Here is a 17,651-nt window from a genome sequence, read left to right on the forward strand (position 1 = left end):
TGTTTATCTTTTAAATTTGAGATGATGTTTAGAAAATGTTATAATCTTTCAATTTCCTTAATGTCTATAGAATATTTCTTATTAAGCCATGTTACAATACCCACATCCATCCAAGGCTTTTCCATTTGTCTTTTTAAGAATCCTTTTTCCCAGTGATTAGGCAGAGTATCAATTTTTTTGACTTTTATTATAAACTTGGCATTTTTTAAACCTACTCCATTCATCTTAGCCCAAAATGCTGTAAAGTCTCTGATTCCCCTTTTTAGATTTTCCTGGTTAATATTGTTGTCTGCAGTACGGAAGCACCACTTGATCCATATGGGCCCCTTAAGATAGTTTCCGGCGGTACCGTCTTTGTCAATAATAGGCAGCCAAACTTCGTGGCCTGTTTTATCAACGTAAACAACGGAAATAATATGATTGTATGCATTAAAATGATAATCCATAAAAACAGCATGATGGGTAATTCCCAGATAGGTTTTTGATGGTTTTTCTACTGCATCTGAGGTTTTGGCCATTTCTTTTCCTAAAAATGTGTTTTCAAAACCTCCTTTTTTCTGTATCGAATTATAAGAAACAATCACCTGCAGCAATATGATGATGTACAGACCTGTTTTGATAAGAGAAATTTTAAGATCTTTAAGGGTATAATTTTGAAGGATTTTTAATTGATCTTCATCAGGAGGAGTTACTGGAGGGGTATAGCCACAGTTTTCTTCTGTACAGCGTTCTGTATTTCTGTTTTTGGCTATATATTGGTAGACTGCCCTTCCGGTGTGATAAATTCCGGGGATACGTAAGGTCCAGCTTAGCGGTTTTAAGTAAGTAATGGCATTTAAAACCTGAATATAGGTATCCAGTCCTTTATACACTTTCCCATTTCGTACTGAATGAATGTCATCCAGAAGAGTATCTGTGGGTATATTCTTCAATAACTCATTTTGTTCTGCATAATACTGTACCGTTTTGAAATCAATTCTTTTTGCAACATCAAAATGTTGTATTGTTATCTTGGTACGGTTACACAGAGGGCAGTCTCCATCATAGTAAAAGATGAGTTTTGCCGGTTTTTCGGAGCTTTTAAATAATTTTTCCCACCAGGAAACGGGAACCATCAGAAGGTAAATGGCACACATTCCCAATCCGAACCAGGGAATGGGATAACAAATCAATATACCCAGATGTAAGCCTAATCCGATGATGAGTAGGGGGATCCGCCATTTCTTTCTAAAAAAAGTAAAAATGAAAATTAATTCAAAACCCATGGTTAAGTACCCAAGGAAAAGCATCAGGTATTTCTGATCCAGTATAGTGGGAATAGAGATATAATTGGTAAACGGAATACTGCTGGGATACCACATTCCCAACCCTACTGTCCAGTATGCCGATGTAAATTTATAAAATATGGAATCGAAATACACAAAACCCATTCCAACAAAAACAGGTATAAGGTAAGCTAAAACACTTACTTTTTTAGGAGGGTTATATTGGAACCTGGTATTTGAATATTTATATTTCAGCAGAAGGCGGTCCAGGGAAAGATTCCTGGATATAGGAAGAAACATCAGGAGGAAATTCATTCCGAGATAAGCATAAAACATATGGTATTCATAAGTATTTATGCTTCCCAACAGAATAATGGTCATTAAATAATTAATGATGGTTGCCAGTCTTGTAAAAAGTCCGAGCGTGACAAAAATAATGGCAATCATCCATATTTTTATAGGAATTCCAAAGTCGATTTCGGCAGGTCTTATAAAAGGAATCTTGTCAAAGATCAGATGTTTGAAATAATTGAACTGGACGACTTCACAGAATAACACCAATGTGTAGGCAATTCTGAAAATGGAAAGCCCAAGCCCGGAAATTTTTTTATTATAAAGTCTATTGATCATTCTGTCCTAAAATTTTTGTAAAAATTTCTTCTGCATATTCATATGATGAAAATTCCTGAACCTGCTGTACCGCATTTTTTGAAAAAGCTGCATATTGGTTTTTATCCAGATCAAATATTTTTTTGATCCCTTCTGCCAGCTGGCGGCTGTCTTTCATAGGGATTTTATATCCGTTGTAATCGTCAATGACCATATTGGTTAATACTCCTGTGTTGAAGCCTACAACGGGGGTTCCACAGGCTAAAGCTTCCGAAACCATCATCGGGCCGGAATCTTCAATAGAAGAGTTGACAAAAACGTCCGTTGCCTGATACAATAATGATAACAGTCTGTAGTCCTTGATATAATCTATTTTCTGCTTCTTAAAAGTAACCCTATCGAATTCTTTATTTATACTGTTGGAAACAACTAAAAGATTTATTTTATTTTTCAGATCTTCCGGAAGCTCCTGATCCAGGATTTCTAAAGCTTCAAGAAGATATTTAAAACCTTTACGGGGATCTTCCATGTTCTGTGCTCCGGTAAGGATATAAAAATTATCCTCCGATAAAGAGAAAATATTTTTAGCGATATTTTTGTTCTTATCGTTGAGCAGGGTAGTATCTATCAGGCTGTTGATATTGTAGATGACCTCCTGCTCCCTGTAGATTTTTGATTTTTTTGCCTGTTCCAGGGTTAAACCCGATCCCGCAATAATTTGAAAAGAAGCTTTTTGGGCATTTTGATATTTTCTTTCCAGATTATCTTTTGCTACGTGTTTTTGAGATTCATCGGGAATTGCCGGACAGTGATCACAATTGTTCATATAGCCTTCACATCCCCAGGAAAAATGACATCCTCCTGTAAAATGGTTCATATCCACTGTGATATTGTATATTTTTGCCCGCGTGGCTTTTTGAATGTTGAAAAGATCCGTACTGTTAAGAAAATCAATGGTCATACCGGTAAAAATATAATCCGGGACGAAGCCCACAGATTTTAACAGACTTTCCACATTGATATGTTCTGTAATTTCATCTTTGCTCAAAAAAGAATACTTACTTTCTGTTATCAATGCTTTTTTTACTACAGCCTGAGGCTGTGTCAATTTTGTTTTTATTTTCCGTATTGCCCTCTCTGTTAAAGATAAATTTTTAGTAACAGGAGGATGCTGTATAGGAATATAAGGTTTTATAAAATCATCCGCTTTCGTTTTATTCTTTACACACATCACCACTTCATGTCCCATATTTTTTAAAATATGAGCTACTTTGTACATGGCTTCATAGGCGCCGTTTACATCGCCTGTAGATAAAACTAATATCTTTTTCATAAGTACTTACATCCATAGTACAGGAGGATGAATGATGCCATTATCAGTATCTCCCGTAAGAAAGTTTTCATGCCCTGTTTCAACGATACTGATCTGGATGCCTCCCTTTATATAATCATAAAGTTCGACCCCCGGAGTATCTAATGCTACAGAAAGTATATACGTGTTGGGGATAAGCTTGTTGCCCTCGATCTGTATAGACAGGCTGTTCTCATGCATATCGTCAAATGTTTTTCTTGTAATGAAAATAACATTTTCAAACTTGTCTAAGATGGCAATATTGACGCGTACTCCCTTAGTAACGCTTCTGTTGATATAGTCTATATTGATGTTAATATCATCGGTATGACTGAACTCCATGGTCTCAATATTCTTATTATTGAAAATTTTGACATTGTGAATCTGAGCCTTTTTACTCAGGTCTTCAATGTATTTGAATTCAGAGTTTGGAGATAATTCATGGATGATATAGTTTTCCAGAACCTGATTGATACTTCCTTGGTCTGCAAGCATACCGTTCTTCATAAGAATACCGCTATTACATAACTGTTTTACGGCAGCCATATTATGGCTTACAAATAAAATGGTCCTTCCCTCTCCTCTGGTAACATCGCCCATTTTTCCAATACATTTTTTCTGGAAATCCGCATCTCCTACGGCCAAAACCTCGTCAACGATCAGGATTTCAGATTCAAGGTGTGCGGCAACTGCGAATGCAAGACGCACATACATCCCCGAAGAATATCTTTTTACCGGAGTGTCTATATATCTTTCCACTCCTGAGAAAGCAACGATCTCGTCAAATTTTCTGGTAATCTCTTTTCGAGTCATTCCGAGAATAGCACCGTTGAGAAAGACATTTTCACGCCCCGTCATTTCAGGGTGAAAACCTGTACCAACTTCCAGTAAAGAAGCAATTCTGCCGTTGGTGTGTATTCTTCCGGTGGTAGGCTTGGTTACCTTACTCAGGATTTTCAGCAGGGTAGATTTTCCGGCCCCGTTTCTTCCGATGATTCCTACAGCACTGCCTTGCTCGATTTCAAAATCGATATCACGGAGTGACCATACATATTCAGAATTTCCTTTTGTTGCTCTGTCGTTGGCTTCTCCGATTTTTAAATATGGATCTTCCTTACCCCTTACTTTGTGCCAAAACCTGTTCAGGTCGTGAGAAAGCGTACCTGTTCCCACTTGTCCGAGACGGTATTGTTTTGATATATTTTCTGCTTTTAAAGCCAGCATAGTTTAATTGGAATTTAAAATTAATAAAAGATGGTGTTCCTAAACGGTGTCCATGAAAGTTTTTTCAACCTTATTAAAAACAACAACGCCTATCATCAGAAGGACCAAAATGATCACTGAGCTGACTCCCAGCATTGCAGGTGAAAAATCTCCGGAACCGATCCATGCATATTTAAAACATTCAAAAATGCCTGTCAGTGGATTATAGTAAGCCAGTTTTCTGAAAATACCCTGTAAGGCAGATACCGGATAAATTACCGGAGTTGCGTACATATACAGGCTTATCCCGAATCCCAACAACATGCTGAGGTCTTTGTATTTGGTAGTAAGTGAAGAAAAAATCATTCCAACTCCTAAAGCGAAAAAAGCCATCAGGATGATAAGGAATGGTGTGGCAAGAACCCAGATGTTAGGATGAACTTCTCCTTTGGTAAGGTAATATATCCAGGCCAGGATGAATAAAAGGAATTGTACTGTAAACCGCATCAGATTGGATATTACTATTGACAAAGGGGTTACGAGTCTTGGAAAATAAACTTTTCCAAAAATACCAGCATTCCCGGCAAATGTATTAGACGTTGCAATAAGTGAGGTCGAAAAATAATTCCAGAGGGTAACTCCTGCAAGGTAAAATAAAAGGGGAGGTCCATCTGTGGGAAGTTTAGCTATTTTACCAAAAACTACAAGATATACAACCGTAGTCAAAATAGGGTTAATAAAAAACCAAACCGGGCCTAATACAGTTTGTTTAAAGCTGGAAACAAAGTCTCTTTTAATAAACATATAGACTAAATCTTTATATCTCCAGACCTCTTTAAGTTTTAAGTCCAATAAAGAATGATCGGCATCAATCGTTTCTGTCCACTTCTGCTGTGGTTCATTCATTTGTGTAAGTTTTTGCAAATTTAAAATATTTAATTCTTATTTAGTATTTTTAATTAGTGAATAATTATTCACATAAATCCGAAAACAACAACTAATATATTAATATTTGTTATTATGAACAAAAAACTATTAGCCATAAAGCTAATAGTTCTTGAAATTTATAATAAGAATCTTATTTGTTGACGGATTGTTTAGGATATTCATTGTGAAGCATCTTGCCTGAAATAGGTTTTAAACGCATTACAGATATTCTTTAATTTAAAATTCGTTAACAGCTTTGATAATAGCCTGTATTTCTTCCTCTTCCAAAACAGAAGAAATCGGAAGGCTCAGTACTTCATCATGCATTTTCTCTGTAATAGGGAATGAAAGGTGGCTGTATTCTTTGTATGCTTCCTGCTTGTGAGGCGGAATAGGATAGTGGATAATGGTACTGATACCTTTTTCCGTTAAATAAGCCTGAAGCTCATCTCTCTTTTCTGTTCTTATGACGAAAACATGCCATACGTGTTCTTTTTCGTCTGCAGGATTTTCAGGAAGGATGATCTTTGGATTGTTGATCTCTGCGATGAATCTTTTGGCGATTTCTCGTCGGGTACCATTTTCGTGGCCGATATACTTCAGCTTCACATCCAAAACAGCGGCCTGAATTTCATCCAGCCTGGAGTTTAATCCTTTATAAATGTTAATATATTTCTGGTTTGAACCGTAGTTGGCTATAGCACGTATGGCATCGAATACTTCTTTGTTATTCGTGGTTACGGCTCCTGCATCACCTAAAGCTCCAAGGTTTTTCCCGGGATAGAAGCTGAAACCTGCAGCATCACCAAGGTTTCCTGATTTAATACCGTTCCACTCTGCGCCTATTGCCTGTGCATTGTCTTCTACGATCTTTAGATTGTACTTTGCTGCGATATTTTTAAGCTCTTCAGAAAAAACAATTCTTCCCTGAAGATGGACAATGAGGATGGCTTTCGTTTTCGGCGTTATTTTTTCTTCAATTTTCGAAACATCAATATTGTACGTATTGACATCCGGTTCTACAAATACAGGAATAAGCCCATTGTCTGATAAAGCAAGAACTGAAGCGATATATGTGTTGGCCGGAACAAGCACTTCGTCGCCCGGTTTCATTACCCCTAGTTCTATATAAGCACGGAAGATAAGACGAAGGGCATCTAGCCCGTTGGCTACACCTAAAGCATATTCTGAACCGATATATGAGGAAAGGTTGGTTTCAAAATTTTTAAGCTCATTTCCCAACAAATACCAACCACTACGGAATACACTTAAAAGTTTGTTCTCAATTTCTTCCTGATGCTGTAAATTGATCTTCTGAAGATCAAGAAATTTTATCATAATGCTATTTTTTAACGCTCAATTATTTTTTCTTAAACAGACTGCTCCCCAGGAATATCCTACTCCAAAACCGACAAGCATTACATTTTTGGGGTCTCTTGCCGTAAGTGAATTTTTAAAAGCAATAGGAATGGTAGAAGATACGGTATTGCCGTAATCCAGCATGTCGATGACGAAATTCTCCTGAGGAATTTTAATTCTTTTTCTTAAGAAATCGAGCATGAATGTATTGGCCTGATGAAATATAAAAGTATCAATGTCGCTTTTTTCAAATCCGTTTAATTTTAAATTTTCTTCTACAAGGCCGGGAATGGCTTTTGAAGTGAAATCAAAGATCTTAGGACCATCCATATGAAGATAATTATCCCTGTCTTCCGGATCGCCAGTATTTTTATTTCTGACAGCACCATTTTTAACAATCAGGTTTTTGGCACCTTCTCCATCCGTTCCTACGGAAAACTTCAGAATTTCATAGTCCCCGTCTTCGGAGATAAGGGTTGCAGCAGCTGCGTCCCCAAAAAGGCTGATATTTCCTTTATCACCTTCATGAATGTGTTTTGAATAGGTTTCTGCCGTTATCAGAACAACATTCTTCATCATCTTAGAATCAATAAGGGCATTGGCTAGAGATAGTCCGTAAATATATCCTGAACATCCCTGATTGATGTCTATGGCTCCGCAGGTTGTATTTAAGCCGGCCTGAGCCTGTACAAGGCAGGCTGTTGCGGGAAGGAAATAATCCGGACTCTGCGTGCATACGATCAGATAATCTATCGCAGACTTATCAATTTGATGTTCTTCAACAAGTTTATTAAGAGCTTTAACAGCAATATCTGAAGTGAATTCATCCTCTCCGGTAATATTCCTGTTTCTGATCCCTATTTTTTCAAGAATTTTATCACTTTCCCAGTCAGGAAATTTTTTTGAAATTTCCTCATTGGAAATGACCTTCTCAGGAATATATGTTGAAATATGTTTTATAAAAGCCATTATTTAATATTTACTGTTTTTTCTCAACAATAAAAGAATATAGTTCGTTGATATCTTTGAAGGAGGTAATCTGTTCAGGCTCAACATCTACACCATATTCGTCTTCTATCATTACTTTGATCACCATTGCGGTAAGCGAGTCCCAGTAGCTTTCTTGGCTATATGCTGTTTCAGGTTCTATAACTGTATCTGTATTTTCCAGCTGTGACTGGAAGTTCTTTATAAATTCATTTATTGACATAAGTTTATATTTTAAATTTTTTCAGAATATCTGGAAGTATTGTATTAAAGGTGTCTCTTTTTAATAAATAATAATTATTTTCATCGTCGCTTCTTATCAGCTCCGGCTGAAAGAGTTTGTGATAGCTGTTGACTGAAGCATTTTGTTTTCTTACTTCAAATTGCAAGATGTCAAAATTTAATTCGTTCAGCACAAAGTCTTTCACCGCAATATCTACTTTTATTGAATTTTTGATGTTGGAATAGTCCGGTTTGGAAACCCAGCTGCCAATTTCGGGAAGTCCGGAATCTATTTTATAAACCCTGTAGGTTGCATAATCTTCATTGTTTTCATCAACTGCAATAAAATAAAACTCTTTTTTCTGCTGTTCCCGTTTTTTATAATCCGAGATCCATTGTTTCTGAGCTTCTACATCCTGAGAAGTTTTTGAGATAAATCTGGATTTTTTTTCATTATTCCTGATGGATACTATAAATGAAGCATCATCAGCTTCAACAAATCTTAGTTTAATTCCTTTATATTCAATTACCATCGTATGTTATTTATATTTAGTACCGCCACCATCCAGGTGAAGTGTAGGATAGCTTATTTCTTCTTCGCTGCTTCCTTAAAGCTTTCATAGTCCCTGAAGTAATCTTCTTCGTCATATACTTCCGAAGCCAAACACAACAGAACTGCATTATGGGAAAACTGAATATCTCGCCATACCAGTTTGGGGATATATAAACCTTTTGTAGGGTGGTCTAAAGTAAAAGTTTCCTTATGGCCATCTTTATCCTCAGTATTAAAGATGATGGTTCCTGAAACAGCAAATATGAACTGCTGCAGTGCCTTATGGGCATGTCCTCCCCTTGTTACATCATGAGGCGTATAATATGTCCAGTAGACACGTTTTATCTCAAAAGGAACATTTTTCTGAGTCTCTGCTATAGTAATATAACCCAAATGGGATGATCCTATTTTATCGAATGTAATAATTTGCGGTTTATTGTATTCCATTAATGTTATAAAAATTCTTTAAGCCCTCAAAGTTAATTATAAAATTACTATCGGAGTACAGCCTGTTAATATTATGTAATTATGTATGAAAATTTACATCAAATAAGTCTTTCGGATTAAAGAAAATATAAGATTTTTTACATTAAAAAACTATCGGCTATAAAGCCAATAGTTGTTATGAAGTTCAGAATATGATAATGTTACTTTCTGACGAGCTTCTTAAGGTATTCGCCGTAGCCGCTTTTGCCATATTTTTCAGCAGTTTCAAGCAATTTTTCTTCGTTGATGAATTTATTATGGAATGCAATTTCTTCAATACAGCCTATTTTGAAGCCCTGTCTTTTTTCAATAACACTTACAAATTCAGAAGCATCATTCAGGGAGTCAAAAGTTCCGGTATCAAGCCAGGCTGTACCTCTGTCCAAAACGCCTACTTCAAGTTTTCCTTTGCTTAAATAAACATTATTGACATCCGTAATTTCAAGTTCTCCTCTCGCAGAAGGCTGAATGTTTTTTGAGATTTCCACTACTTCATTATCGTAAAAATATAAGCCGGGAACTGCATAATTCGATTTAGGATTTAAAGGTTTTTCCTCAATAGATATAGCTTTAAAATCATTGTCAAATTCTACAACTCCATACCTCTCCGGATCGGAAACGTGATAAGCGAAAACCACTCCGCCATCCGGATTGGTTTTATTCTTCAGCAAAGTGCCCATTTCAGAGCCATAGAAAATATTGTCTCCCAAAACCAATGCAACGGGATCATTGCCAATAAATGTATCCCCTAAAATAAAGGCTTGGGCAAGCCCGTCCGGACTCGGCTGTACAACATATTCTATATTACATCCAATCTGGGATCCATCACCTAAAAGTTTGATAAATCCGGGTTGGTCATGAGGGGTTGTAATGATCAGGATATCTTTAATTCCAGCAAGCAACAAAGTTGAAAGAGGGTAATATATCATTGGTTTGTCGTAAACAGGCATCAACTGTTTACTTACTGCAATGGTAAGAGGGTAAAGTCGTGTCCCGGATCCTCCGGCTAATATAATGCCTTTCATCTTTTGTGTGTGTTAATTATATTGATTTTCGTAGTATTTCTGATAATCGCCACTGGTAACATTTTCCAACCATTCTTTATTTTCAAGATACCAATCGATAGTTTTTGAAAGTCCTTCCTCAAAAGTCACAGATGGTTTCCAGCCTAGATCTTTATTAAGTTTAGTCGCATCAATAGCATAACGCTTATCGTGTCCCGGTCTGTCTTTTACGAAAGTGATTAATTTTTCAGAATGACCTTCCGGTTTTCCTAACTTCGAATCCATTTGCTTGATCAATTCTTTCACCAAATCAATATTCTGCCACTCGTTGAACCCTCCAATATTATAAGTTTCACCGGTCTTAGCTTCATTAAAAATCTGGTGAATACCTTTTGCATGATCGATTACAAATAGCCAGTCTCTTGTATATTTTCCGTCACCATAAATTGGTAATGGTCTTTCATTAATAATGTTTGAAATGCACAGAGGAATTAATTTTTCAGGAAAATGATTCGGGCCATAATTGTTGGAACAGTTGGATATGATGAATGGCATTCCGTAAGTATTTCCATAAGCTCTTACCAGGTGGTCAGACGCTGCTTTTGAAGCTGAATACGGAGATTGTGGATCATAAGCTGTAGTTTCCAAAAAGAATCCTGTTTCGCCAAGACTTCCGTATACTTCGTCCGTAGAAACATGATAAAATAAATTATTTCTTTTCTCATCAGGAAATCTGCCATGCGTGTGATCCGGATTTAGGGTCCAGAACTCCTTACACAGATTAAGAAGATTGGCAGTTCCGTTCACATTGGTATTAATAAATGCCATTGGGTCTGTAATACTTCTGTCTACGTGGCTTTCTGCCGCTAGATGCACTACGGCGTCAGGGTTGTATTTTTCGAATACTTTTCTTAATTCTTCAGGTTTTGTAATGTCTGCCTTTTCGAAAACGTAATTAGGCTCGTTTTCAATGTCCTTAAGGTTTTCCAGGTTTCCGGCGTAAGTAAGGGCATCAAGATTAATGATCGTTGTTTCCGGATTATTTTTTACGAACTCTCTTACAACGTGAGAGCCTATAAATCCGGCTCCTCCGGTAATAATTATATTTTTCATCTATTTATTTTCTATGGTCTTTCTTCCTATACTCTTATAATGAAACCCATTCTGTTGTGGGATTTCTAACGGATACATATTTCTTCCGTCAAAAATGACTTTGTTTTTCATTTTCTTAGCCATCAGTTCAAAATTCGGATTTTTAAACTCAGGCCATTCCGTAGCTATGAATAAAGCATCTGCATCTTCAAGAGCATCATACATTCCCTTCGCATAATGTATCTTATCACCAAGAAGTCTCTTTACATTACTTTCTGCTACCGCATCATACGCAGCAATTTCTGCGCCTTTCTCTAATAAAAGAGCGATATTGTCCAAAGAAGATGCTTCACGGATATCATCTGTGTTAGCCTTAAATGCCAGACCCCACATGGCAATTTTCTTTCCGCTGATATTTCCTCCGAAGTATTTCTCAATCTCTGAAACCAGAATTACTTTTTGTGAAGTATTTACTTTTTCAGTAGCCTCAAGGATCTGGAAATTGAAATCCTCCTGTATTCCGGATTTGATAAGGGCTTTTACATCTTTAGGGAAACAGCTTCCGCCATATCCGATACCTGGAAATAAAAAACGGTGTCCTATTCTGTCATCACTTCCCATCCCAAGTCTCACTTTATCTACATCAGCGCCTACTTTCTCACAGTAATTGGCAATTTCATTCATAAAAGTGATTTTTACGGCAAGGAATGAGTTGGCGGCATATTTCGTAAGCTCCGATGATTTTTCATCCATAAAGATGATCGGAATTCCTGTATTGGTAAATGGCTGATAAATCTGAGCCATAATATTTTTTGCTTTTTCAGAGCTGGCACCCACAACGACCCTTGAAGGATTCATGGAATCTTCCACGGCAAACCCTTCTCTTAAAAATTCGGGATTGGAAACTACATCAAAAGGGATGTTCGTTTTAGAAGCAATTACTTCTCTTACTTTATCCGCGGTTCCTACGGGAACAGTACTTTTATTTACAATGACCTTATATTCTGTCATCATTTCTCCAATATTATTGGCAACCTGGATGACATATGAAAGATCTGCAGAGCCGTCTTCTCCCGGTGGTGTTGGCAGTGCGAGGTATATGACTTCGCTTTTGTCTAAAGCTTCTTTAAGATTGGTGGTGAAAAATAATCTTTCGGATTGAATGTTTCTAAGAAACATCTCTTCAAGGTTCGGCTCATAGATGGGAACAATGCCGTTTTTCATACCTTCTACTTTCTTTTCATCAATATCAACACAGTATACTGAATTGCCAAGTTCTGCCAGGGTAGTACCTGTAACCAGCCCTACATAACCTGTTCCTACAATTGTTATATTCAAAATGTATGTTTTTAAATTTCAGGACAAAAATAATAAAAATACTTTCACCTGCCTGTTTAATTTACCTTAATCGAAATTTTAAGGTATTTACTTGATAATTAAGTAGATTTTGCTTTTTTAGAAAAAATGCGTATATTTGCAGTGGATTTACAGGAAAAATGGGAAGGCTTCGGAAGAAAGCCTTTTTTCGTACTGGTAAATCAAGATAATTAATGTATGGAGTTTAGAAAAAGAATTGAAGAATTATTAAATGAATTCCTTGAGACCAGAAAGGATTTATTTCTTGTTGATCTGAAATTTTCTGCAGGAGATGATATTACTGTGATCTTGGATGGTGATAATGGGGTGACTCTTCAGGACTGCCTTGATGCAAGCCGTGCGATAGAGTTTAATATGGATCGTGAGGAACATGATTTCAGCCTTCAGGTAATGTCTGCGGGACTCAGTGAGCCGCTCGCCGCTCCGAGACAGTTCAGGAAAAATATCGGAAGAGAAATAGAAGTATTGCTGAATGATTCTTCCAAAATTGAAGGTGAGCTGGCAAAAGTGGATGAGGAAAAGATTACACTTATTTTACGCTACCGAAAACCGAAAGAAGTCGGAAAAGGGAAAGTGGATGTGGAGGAGGAAAAAGAAATTCCTTACTCTGAGATAAAAAAAGCGTTAGTAATAATTAAATTTTAAAAGAAAAAAAAATAAATGGATAATATAGCGTTGATTGAATCCTTTGGTGATTTTAAAGACGAAAAAGGGATCAGTAAGATTGATCTTATGGCAATTATTGAAGATTCACTGAAGACCCTTTTGAGAAAAAGATTTGATTCAGATGATCATTTTGATGTAATTGTGAACCCTGATAAAGGAGATTTTCAGATATTTTTAAATAAAACGATTGTAGAGGACGAAATGTCTGAAGATGACGATCTGGAAATTGAGCTTTCTGAAGCTAAGAAGATTGACCCTACTTTTGAAGTAGGTGAAGATTTTACAATGGAAATCCCTGTTGCCCAACTGGGTAGAAGAAATATTCTTACCTTAAAGCAGATCCTGGCCACAAAACTTCAGGAACATAATAATGCAATGCTTTATGAGCAGTTCAGAGATAAAATTGGGGAAATTGTTATTGGGGAGATTCACCACATCCGTCACAAACATGTGATCTTATTGGATGATGAGGAGAACGAATTCATTTTGCCAAAAGAAAATCAGATTCCATCCGACTTCTTTAAAAAAGGCGAAAATATCAGAGCTATTGTTGAGACAGTAGATTTTAAAGGTTCAAAACCACAGATTATTATTTCCAGAACTGCACCTAAATTCCTAGAGAAATTACTGGAGCTGGAAATTCCTGAAATCCAGGACGGAACAATCATGCTTAAGAAAGTAGTAAGAATTCCTGGTGAGAAGGCAAAGATTGCAGTAGATGCTTATGATGACAGAATAGATCCTGTAGGTGCTTGTGTGGGAGTGAAAGGATCCAGAATTCATGGGGTTGTAAGAGAGTTGAGAAATGAAAACATCGACGTGATTCAGTGGTCTAAAAACCCTGAAATCATGGTGAAAAGAGCTTTAGGAAATGTTACCATCAACAAAATTGATATCAACGAGGATGCAAACTATGCACTGGTTTATACTCCGGTTGAAGAGATTTCCAAAGTGATCGGAAAACAAGGACAGAATATCAGACTGGCTTCTTGGTTATCCGGATATGAAATAGATGTTTATAGAGAATCCAGCGAGGATGACGATGTTGATTTGAGAGAATTTAATGACGATATTGAGCAGTGGATTTTAGATGAATTTAAGAAAGTAGGTCTTACTACTGCGAAATCAGTATTGGATAAGGATACCGAAAGCCTTCTGAATATGGTAGATCTTGAAGAAGAAACCATCGAAGATGTAAAACGTATTCTGAGAGAAGAATTTGAAGATTAAGATTTTAATGAATTTTAATAAACAGTAAAAAAGAATACTTTAATTTTAAGAATTAAAAAAAATAGTAAATAATATAGATGCCAAAAATAAGATTAAATAAAGCGGTTAAGGAATTCAATATTTCGATGTCCAGATTAGTAGAGTTTTTACAGTCAAAGGATTTCGAAGTTGAAAACAATCCTAACGCTCAATTAGAAGAAGCGGCATATTCTGCATTGGAGGCTGAGTTTGCCAAAGACGGCGAACAGAGAAAGGCTTCCCATGAGGTGGTGATCACTAAAGTTCCGGAAGAAAAACTGGAAATTGAAGAAAAGAAAACCCCTGAAGTAATAAGAGCTAAAGCAAATAAACCGGAAACTAAAATTTTAGGTAAAATAGATCTTGAATCTAAAACTCCTGAAGTTGAAGAAACTCCTGCGGCGCCAGCACCCGTAGCAGTACCGGTTGAAGAAAAGAAAGAAGAAGTTGTGGCTGAGCCGGAAGTTAAAGCAGCTCCTGAAAAACAGGAATTCAAAGTTCTGGATAAAATCGATCTGTCCCAAATAGAATCTAGAAATAGACCTGTAAAAAAAGATAAACCCAAAATGGAGGAGAAAAAAGAAGAGGAAAAACCGGCAGAACCTGTGAAAGAAACTCCAAAGCAGCCTGAGCCTGCTGAAAATAAGGCAGAGCCTCAAAAACCAGCTGAGCCTGAATCTCAGGAACCTCAGAAAATAGAAACTGTTTATCAGAAGCTTGACGGTCCTAAAATCGTTGGTGAAAAAATTGATTTAACACAGTTTGCACCAAAACCTGGTTCTGGCGCTAAAAAGAAAAGAAAGAGAATTGAGAAACCCGGAGGACCAAATCAGCAAGGCCAAGGGAATAATCAAAACTCAGGAAATAATAACAATAACCAAGGAGGTCAGGGTAATCGACCGCAAGGTCAGGGAGGCCCAGGAGGAAACCGTCCACCAGGACAGGGAGGCCCAGGAGGGAACCGTCCGCCAGGTCAAGGAGGTCCGGGAGGTAACCGTTTTGGAAATAACCAAGGAAACCGTCCACCAGGTCAGGGAGGCGGATTCAAAAAAGGTCCAGGCGGAAACAACAACAGACCAGGGCAGAGAACTATGCCTGTTGAGCTTACCGACGAACAGGTTAAAAATCAGATCAAGGAAACTCTTGAAAAATTAACCAATAAAGGAGGTAAATCCAAATCTGCTAAACACAGAAAAGATAAAAGAACCTACCGTAGAGAACAGGATGAACGTCAGCAGGAAATTGATGCTCAGGACAGATCATTAAAAGTTACCGAATTCATCACAGTAGGTGAATTGGCTAGTTTAATGAATGTTTCTCCAACAGAAGTTATTTCTGCTTGTTTCTCTTTAGGTGTAATGGTAACAATGAACCAAAGACTGGAAGCTGATACTTTGTTATTGGTTGCAGATGAATTTGGTTATAAAATAGAATTCTCAGATGCTGACCTTGAAGAGGTGGAATCTGAAGAGGATATGGATACTGAGGAGGATCTTTCTCCAAGAGCACCAATCGTAACGGTAATGGGTCACGTTGACCACGGTAAAACGTCTTTACTTGACTACATCAGAAAAACTAACGTTATTGCTGGTGAGTCAGGAGGAATTACTCAGCACATTGGAGCCTACAACGTAAAATTGGAGAACGGACAAAGAATTACATTCTTAGATACGCCGGGTCACGAAGCATTTACCGCGATGAGAGCCAGAGGTGCTCAGATCACCGATATTGCAATTATTGTAATTGCTGCTGATGATGATGTGATGCCTCAAACGAGAGAAGCAATTTCTCACGCACAGGCTGCAGGAGTGCCAATGATCATTGCCTTGAACAAAGTGGACAGACCAAATGCTAATCCTGATAATATCCGTCAACAACTTTCTGGGATGAATATCCTGGTAGAAGAATGGGGTGGAAATGTTCAGGCGCAAGAAATTTCTGCGAAATTTGGTAACAACATGGATGTTCTTTTGGAAAAAGTATTACTTCAGGCAGAAATGCTTGATCTGAAGGCTAATCCTGACAGAGCGGCTCAAGGAGTTGTTATTGAGGCTTCACTGGACAAAGGAAGAGGATATGTAGCTACTATGTTGGTACAGACCGGAACCCTAAGAGTTGGAGATTATGTAGTGGCAGGTAAGAACCACGGTAAGGTAAAAGCTATGCTTGATGAAAGAGGCAGAAACCTTAAAGAAGCCGGTCCTTCAATTCCTGTTACTATTTTAGGTCTTGATGGAGCACCAACGGCAGGTGATAAATTTAAGGTATATGCAGATGAAAGCGAAGCTAAAATCATAGCCAATAAGAGAGAGCAGTTACAAAGGGAACTTTCAATCAGAACTAAGAAGCATACTACACTTGAAGAACTTGGAAGAAGAATTGCTTTAGGTGAATTTAAAGAATTGAATATTATTCTTAAGGGTGACGTGGATGGTTCAGTAGAAGCATTATCTGATCAGTTACAGAGATTATCTACAGCAGAAATCAACGTTAATATCTTACATAAAGGGGTTGGACAGATCACTGAATCAGATGTTAACTTAGCAACTGCTTCTGACGCAATTATTATCGGATTTAATGTTAGAGCCGGTGCTAATGCTAAAGAATTAGCTGATAAAGAAGAAATAGAGATCAGAACCTATTCAGTAATTTATGCTGCTATTGATGAGGTTAAAGAAGCGATGGAAGGTATGCTTTCTCCTGAGATCAAAGAACAGGTAATCGGTAATGTTGAGATCAGAGAGGTATTTAAAATCTCTAAAGTAGGTACCATTGCAGGATGTATGGTTCTTTCAGGTAAAGTAACCAGACAGTCTAAAGTAAGGGTATTAAGAGACGGTATCGTTAAATTCGACGGAGAGCTGGAAAGCTTGAAGCGTTTCAAAGATGATGTAAGAGAAGTAACCAAAGGTTACGAGTGTGGATTGAACCTGAAAGGTTATAACGACATTGAAGTCGGAGATATTCTTGAAGTTTACGAACAGGTAGCTGTTAAGAAGAAGCTGAAATAATAGTTAATTAATCATAAAATTTTAACCACTTTTTTCGAAAAGTGGTTTTTTTAGGCAATTATGGAATTTTTTTATTGATATAGATGAATTAAGGTTAACTAGTATATGGTGGACTAAGTGGTAACTTAACAAATTAAATCTTTTAAATAATAAATTTGATGAATGCTATTTGTAAAATAATAGTGAGTTATGATACTATTGAAATCGTATCTTTAGCTCTTATGATCTATTATTAAAAGAAATTGAAGAAATTATTTTATAATTATAAATGCATGAAAACCACTTTTTTAT

General features: G+C 37.0%; 15 protein-coding genes. 3 read left to right on the forward strand and 12 right to left on the reverse strand.

The window, feature by feature from the left end:
• Positions 1–38 precede the first annotated feature (38 nt).
• The 12 genes from DRF61_RS16400 to DRF61_RS16455 all read right to left on the reverse strand — a co-directional run bounded on the left by DRF61_RS16400 (position 39) and on the right by DRF61_RS16455 (position 12,396).
• Positions 39–1,895: a DCC1-like thiol-disulfide oxidoreductase family protein gene (locus DRF61_RS16400; protein WP_111958976.1), complete on the reverse strand. Its 1,857-nt coding sequence runs from the start codon at positions 1,893–1,895 to the stop codon at positions 39–41.
• Entirely contained in the window at positions 1,885–3,207 is a 1,323-nt protein-coding gene (locus DRF61_RS16405) for a glycosyltransferase (protein ID WP_111958978.1), read from the reverse strand. The genes DRF61_RS16400 and DRF61_RS16405 overlap by 11 nt, the downstream gene beginning before the upstream one ends.
• A gap of 6 nt (positions 3,208–3,213) precedes the next feature.
• Positions 3,214–4,449 (reverse strand): ABC transporter ATP-binding protein, encoded by a 1,236-nt coding sequence (locus tag DRF61_RS16410; RefSeq protein WP_111958980.1) that lies wholly within the window; start codon positions 4,447–4,449, stop codon positions 3,214–3,216.
• Between the two features lie 39 nt (positions 4,450–4,488).
• Positions 4,489–5,334: an ABC transporter permease gene (locus tag DRF61_RS16415; RefSeq protein ID WP_111958982.1), complete on the reverse strand. Its 846-nt coding sequence runs from the start codon at positions 5,332–5,334 to the stop codon at positions 4,489–4,491.
• Positions 5,335–5,592: 258 nt separating this feature from the next.
• Positions 5,593–6,693 (reverse strand): DegT/DnrJ/EryC1/StrS family aminotransferase, encoded by a 1,101-nt coding sequence (locus tag DRF61_RS16420; protein ID WP_111958984.1) that lies wholly within the window; start codon positions 6,691–6,693, stop codon positions 5,593–5,595.
• Between the two features lie 18 nt (positions 6,694–6,711).
• Complete coding sequence (locus DRF61_RS16425; RefSeq protein WP_111958986.1) at positions 6,712–7,683, reverse strand: 3-oxoacyl-ACP synthase III family protein; 972 nt, start codon at positions 7,681–7,683, stop codon at positions 6,712–6,714.
• Positions 7,684–7,693: 10 nt separating this feature from the next.
• Positions 7,694–7,924 carry an acyl carrier protein gene (locus DRF61_RS16430; protein ID WP_111958988.1) on the reverse strand — a complete coding sequence of 77 codons (231 nt, stop codon included), beginning with the start codon at positions 7,922–7,924 and terminating at the stop codon, positions 7,694–7,696.
• Between the two features lie 4 nt (positions 7,925–7,928).
• On the reverse strand, positions 7,929–8,456 hold the full coding sequence (locus tag DRF61_RS16435; RefSeq protein WP_111958990.1) for a GNAT family N-acetyltransferase: 528 nt from the start codon (positions 8,454–8,456) through the stop codon (positions 7,929–7,931).
• A gap of 53 nt (positions 8,457–8,509) precedes the next feature.
• Positions 8,510–8,923, reverse strand: coding sequence for a sugar 3,4-ketoisomerase (locus DRF61_RS16440; RefSeq protein WP_111958992.1), 414 nt, complete (start codon positions 8,921–8,923; stop codon positions 8,510–8,512).
• Between the two features lie 200 nt (positions 8,924–9,123).
• Positions 9,124–9,987, reverse strand: a complete 864-nt coding sequence (gene rfbA, locus DRF61_RS16445; protein ID WP_111958994.1) for a glucose-1-phosphate thymidylyltransferase RfbA — start codon at positions 9,985–9,987, stop codon at positions 9,124–9,126.
• 12 nt (positions 9,988–9,999) lie between these two features.
• Positions 10,000–11,079 carry a dTDP-glucose 4,6-dehydratase gene (gene rfbB / locus DRF61_RS16450; RefSeq protein WP_111958996.1) on the reverse strand — a complete coding sequence of 360 codons (1,080 nt, stop codon included), beginning with the start codon at positions 11,077–11,079 and terminating at the stop codon, positions 10,000–10,002.
• Positions 11,080–12,396 carry a UDP-glucose dehydrogenase family protein gene (locus tag DRF61_RS16455; protein WP_111958998.1) on the reverse strand — a complete coding sequence of 439 codons (1,317 nt, stop codon included), beginning with the start codon at positions 12,394–12,396 and terminating at the stop codon, positions 11,080–11,082.
• Between the two features lie 216 nt (positions 12,397–12,612).
• Here DRF61_RS16455 and rimP point away from each other — a divergent pair, with 216 nt between their 5' ends.
• From rimP to infB, 3 genes are all read left to right on the forward strand, one after another.
• Entirely contained in the window at positions 12,613–13,080 is a 468-nt protein-coding gene (gene rimP / locus DRF61_RS16460; RefSeq protein WP_111959000.1) for a ribosome assembly cofactor RimP, read from the forward strand.
• Between the two features lie 15 nt (positions 13,081–13,095).
• Entirely contained in the window at positions 13,096–14,331 is a 1,236-nt protein-coding gene (gene nusA, locus DRF61_RS16465) for a transcription termination factor NusA (protein WP_111959002.1), read from the forward strand.
• Positions 14,332–14,408: 77 nt separating this feature from the next.
• A complete protein-coding gene (gene infB, locus DRF61_RS16470; RefSeq protein ID WP_111959004.1) occupies positions 14,409–17,360 on the forward strand; it encodes a translation initiation factor IF-2 in 2,952 nt (983 codons plus the stop codon).
• The last annotated feature ends 291 nt before the right edge of the window (positions 17,361–17,651 follow it).

Origin of the sequence: Chryseobacterium lathyri, assembly GCF_003290185.1 — a bacterium.
In the GTDB taxonomy this organism is placed as follows: Bacteria; Bacteroidota; Bacteroidia; order Flavobacteriales; family Weeksellaceae; genus Chryseobacterium; species Chryseobacterium lathyri.

Coding starts and splice junctions, on each gene's coding strand:
- DRF61_RS16400 (WP_111958976.1), bottom strand. CDS start 1,895: ATGATCAATAGACTTTATAATAAAAAAATTTCCGGGCTTGGGCTTTCC.
- DRF61_RS16405 (WP_111958978.1), bottom strand. CDS start 3,207: ATGAAAAAGATATTAGTTTTATCTACAGGCGATGTAAACGGCGCCTAT.
- DRF61_RS16410 (WP_111958980.1), bottom strand. CDS start 4,449: ATGCTGGCTTTAAAAGCAGAAAATATATCAAAACAATACCGTCTCGGA.
- DRF61_RS16415 (WP_111958982.1), bottom strand. CDS start 5,334: ATGAATGAACCACAGCAGAAGTGGACAGAAACGATTGATGCCGATCAT.
- DRF61_RS16420 (WP_111958984.1), bottom strand. CDS start 6,693: ATGATAAAATTTCTTGATCTTCAGAAGATCAATTTACAGCATCAGGAA.
- DRF61_RS16425 (WP_111958986.1), bottom strand. CDS start 7,683: ATGGCTTTTATAAAACATATTTCAACATATATTCCTGAGAAGGTCATT.
- DRF61_RS16430 (WP_111958988.1), bottom strand. CDS start 7,924: ATGTCAATAAATGAATTTATAAAGAACTTCCAGTCACAGCTGGAAAAT.
- DRF61_RS16435 (WP_111958990.1), bottom strand. CDS start 8,456: ATGGTAATTGAATATAAAGGAATTAAACTAAGATTTGTTGAAGCTGAT.
- DRF61_RS16440 (WP_111958992.1), bottom strand. CDS start 8,923: ATGGAATACAATAAACCGCAAATTATTACATTCGATAAAATAGGATCA.
- rfbA (WP_111958994.1), bottom strand. CDS start 9,987: ATGAAAGGCATTATATTAGCCGGAGGATCCGGGACACGACTTTACCCT.
- rfbB (WP_111958996.1), bottom strand. CDS start 11,079: ATGAAAAATATAATTATTACCGGAGGAGCCGGATTTATAGGCTCTCAC.
- rimP (WP_111959000.1), top strand. CDS start 12,613: ATGGAGTTTAGAAAAAGAATTGAAGAATTATTAAATGAATTCCTTGAG.
- nusA (WP_111959002.1), top strand. CDS start 13,096: ATGGATAATATAGCGTTGATTGAATCCTTTGGTGATTTTAAAGACGAA.
- infB (WP_111959004.1), top strand. CDS start 14,409: ATGCCAAAAATAAGATTAAATAAAGCGGTTAAGGAATTCAATATTTCG.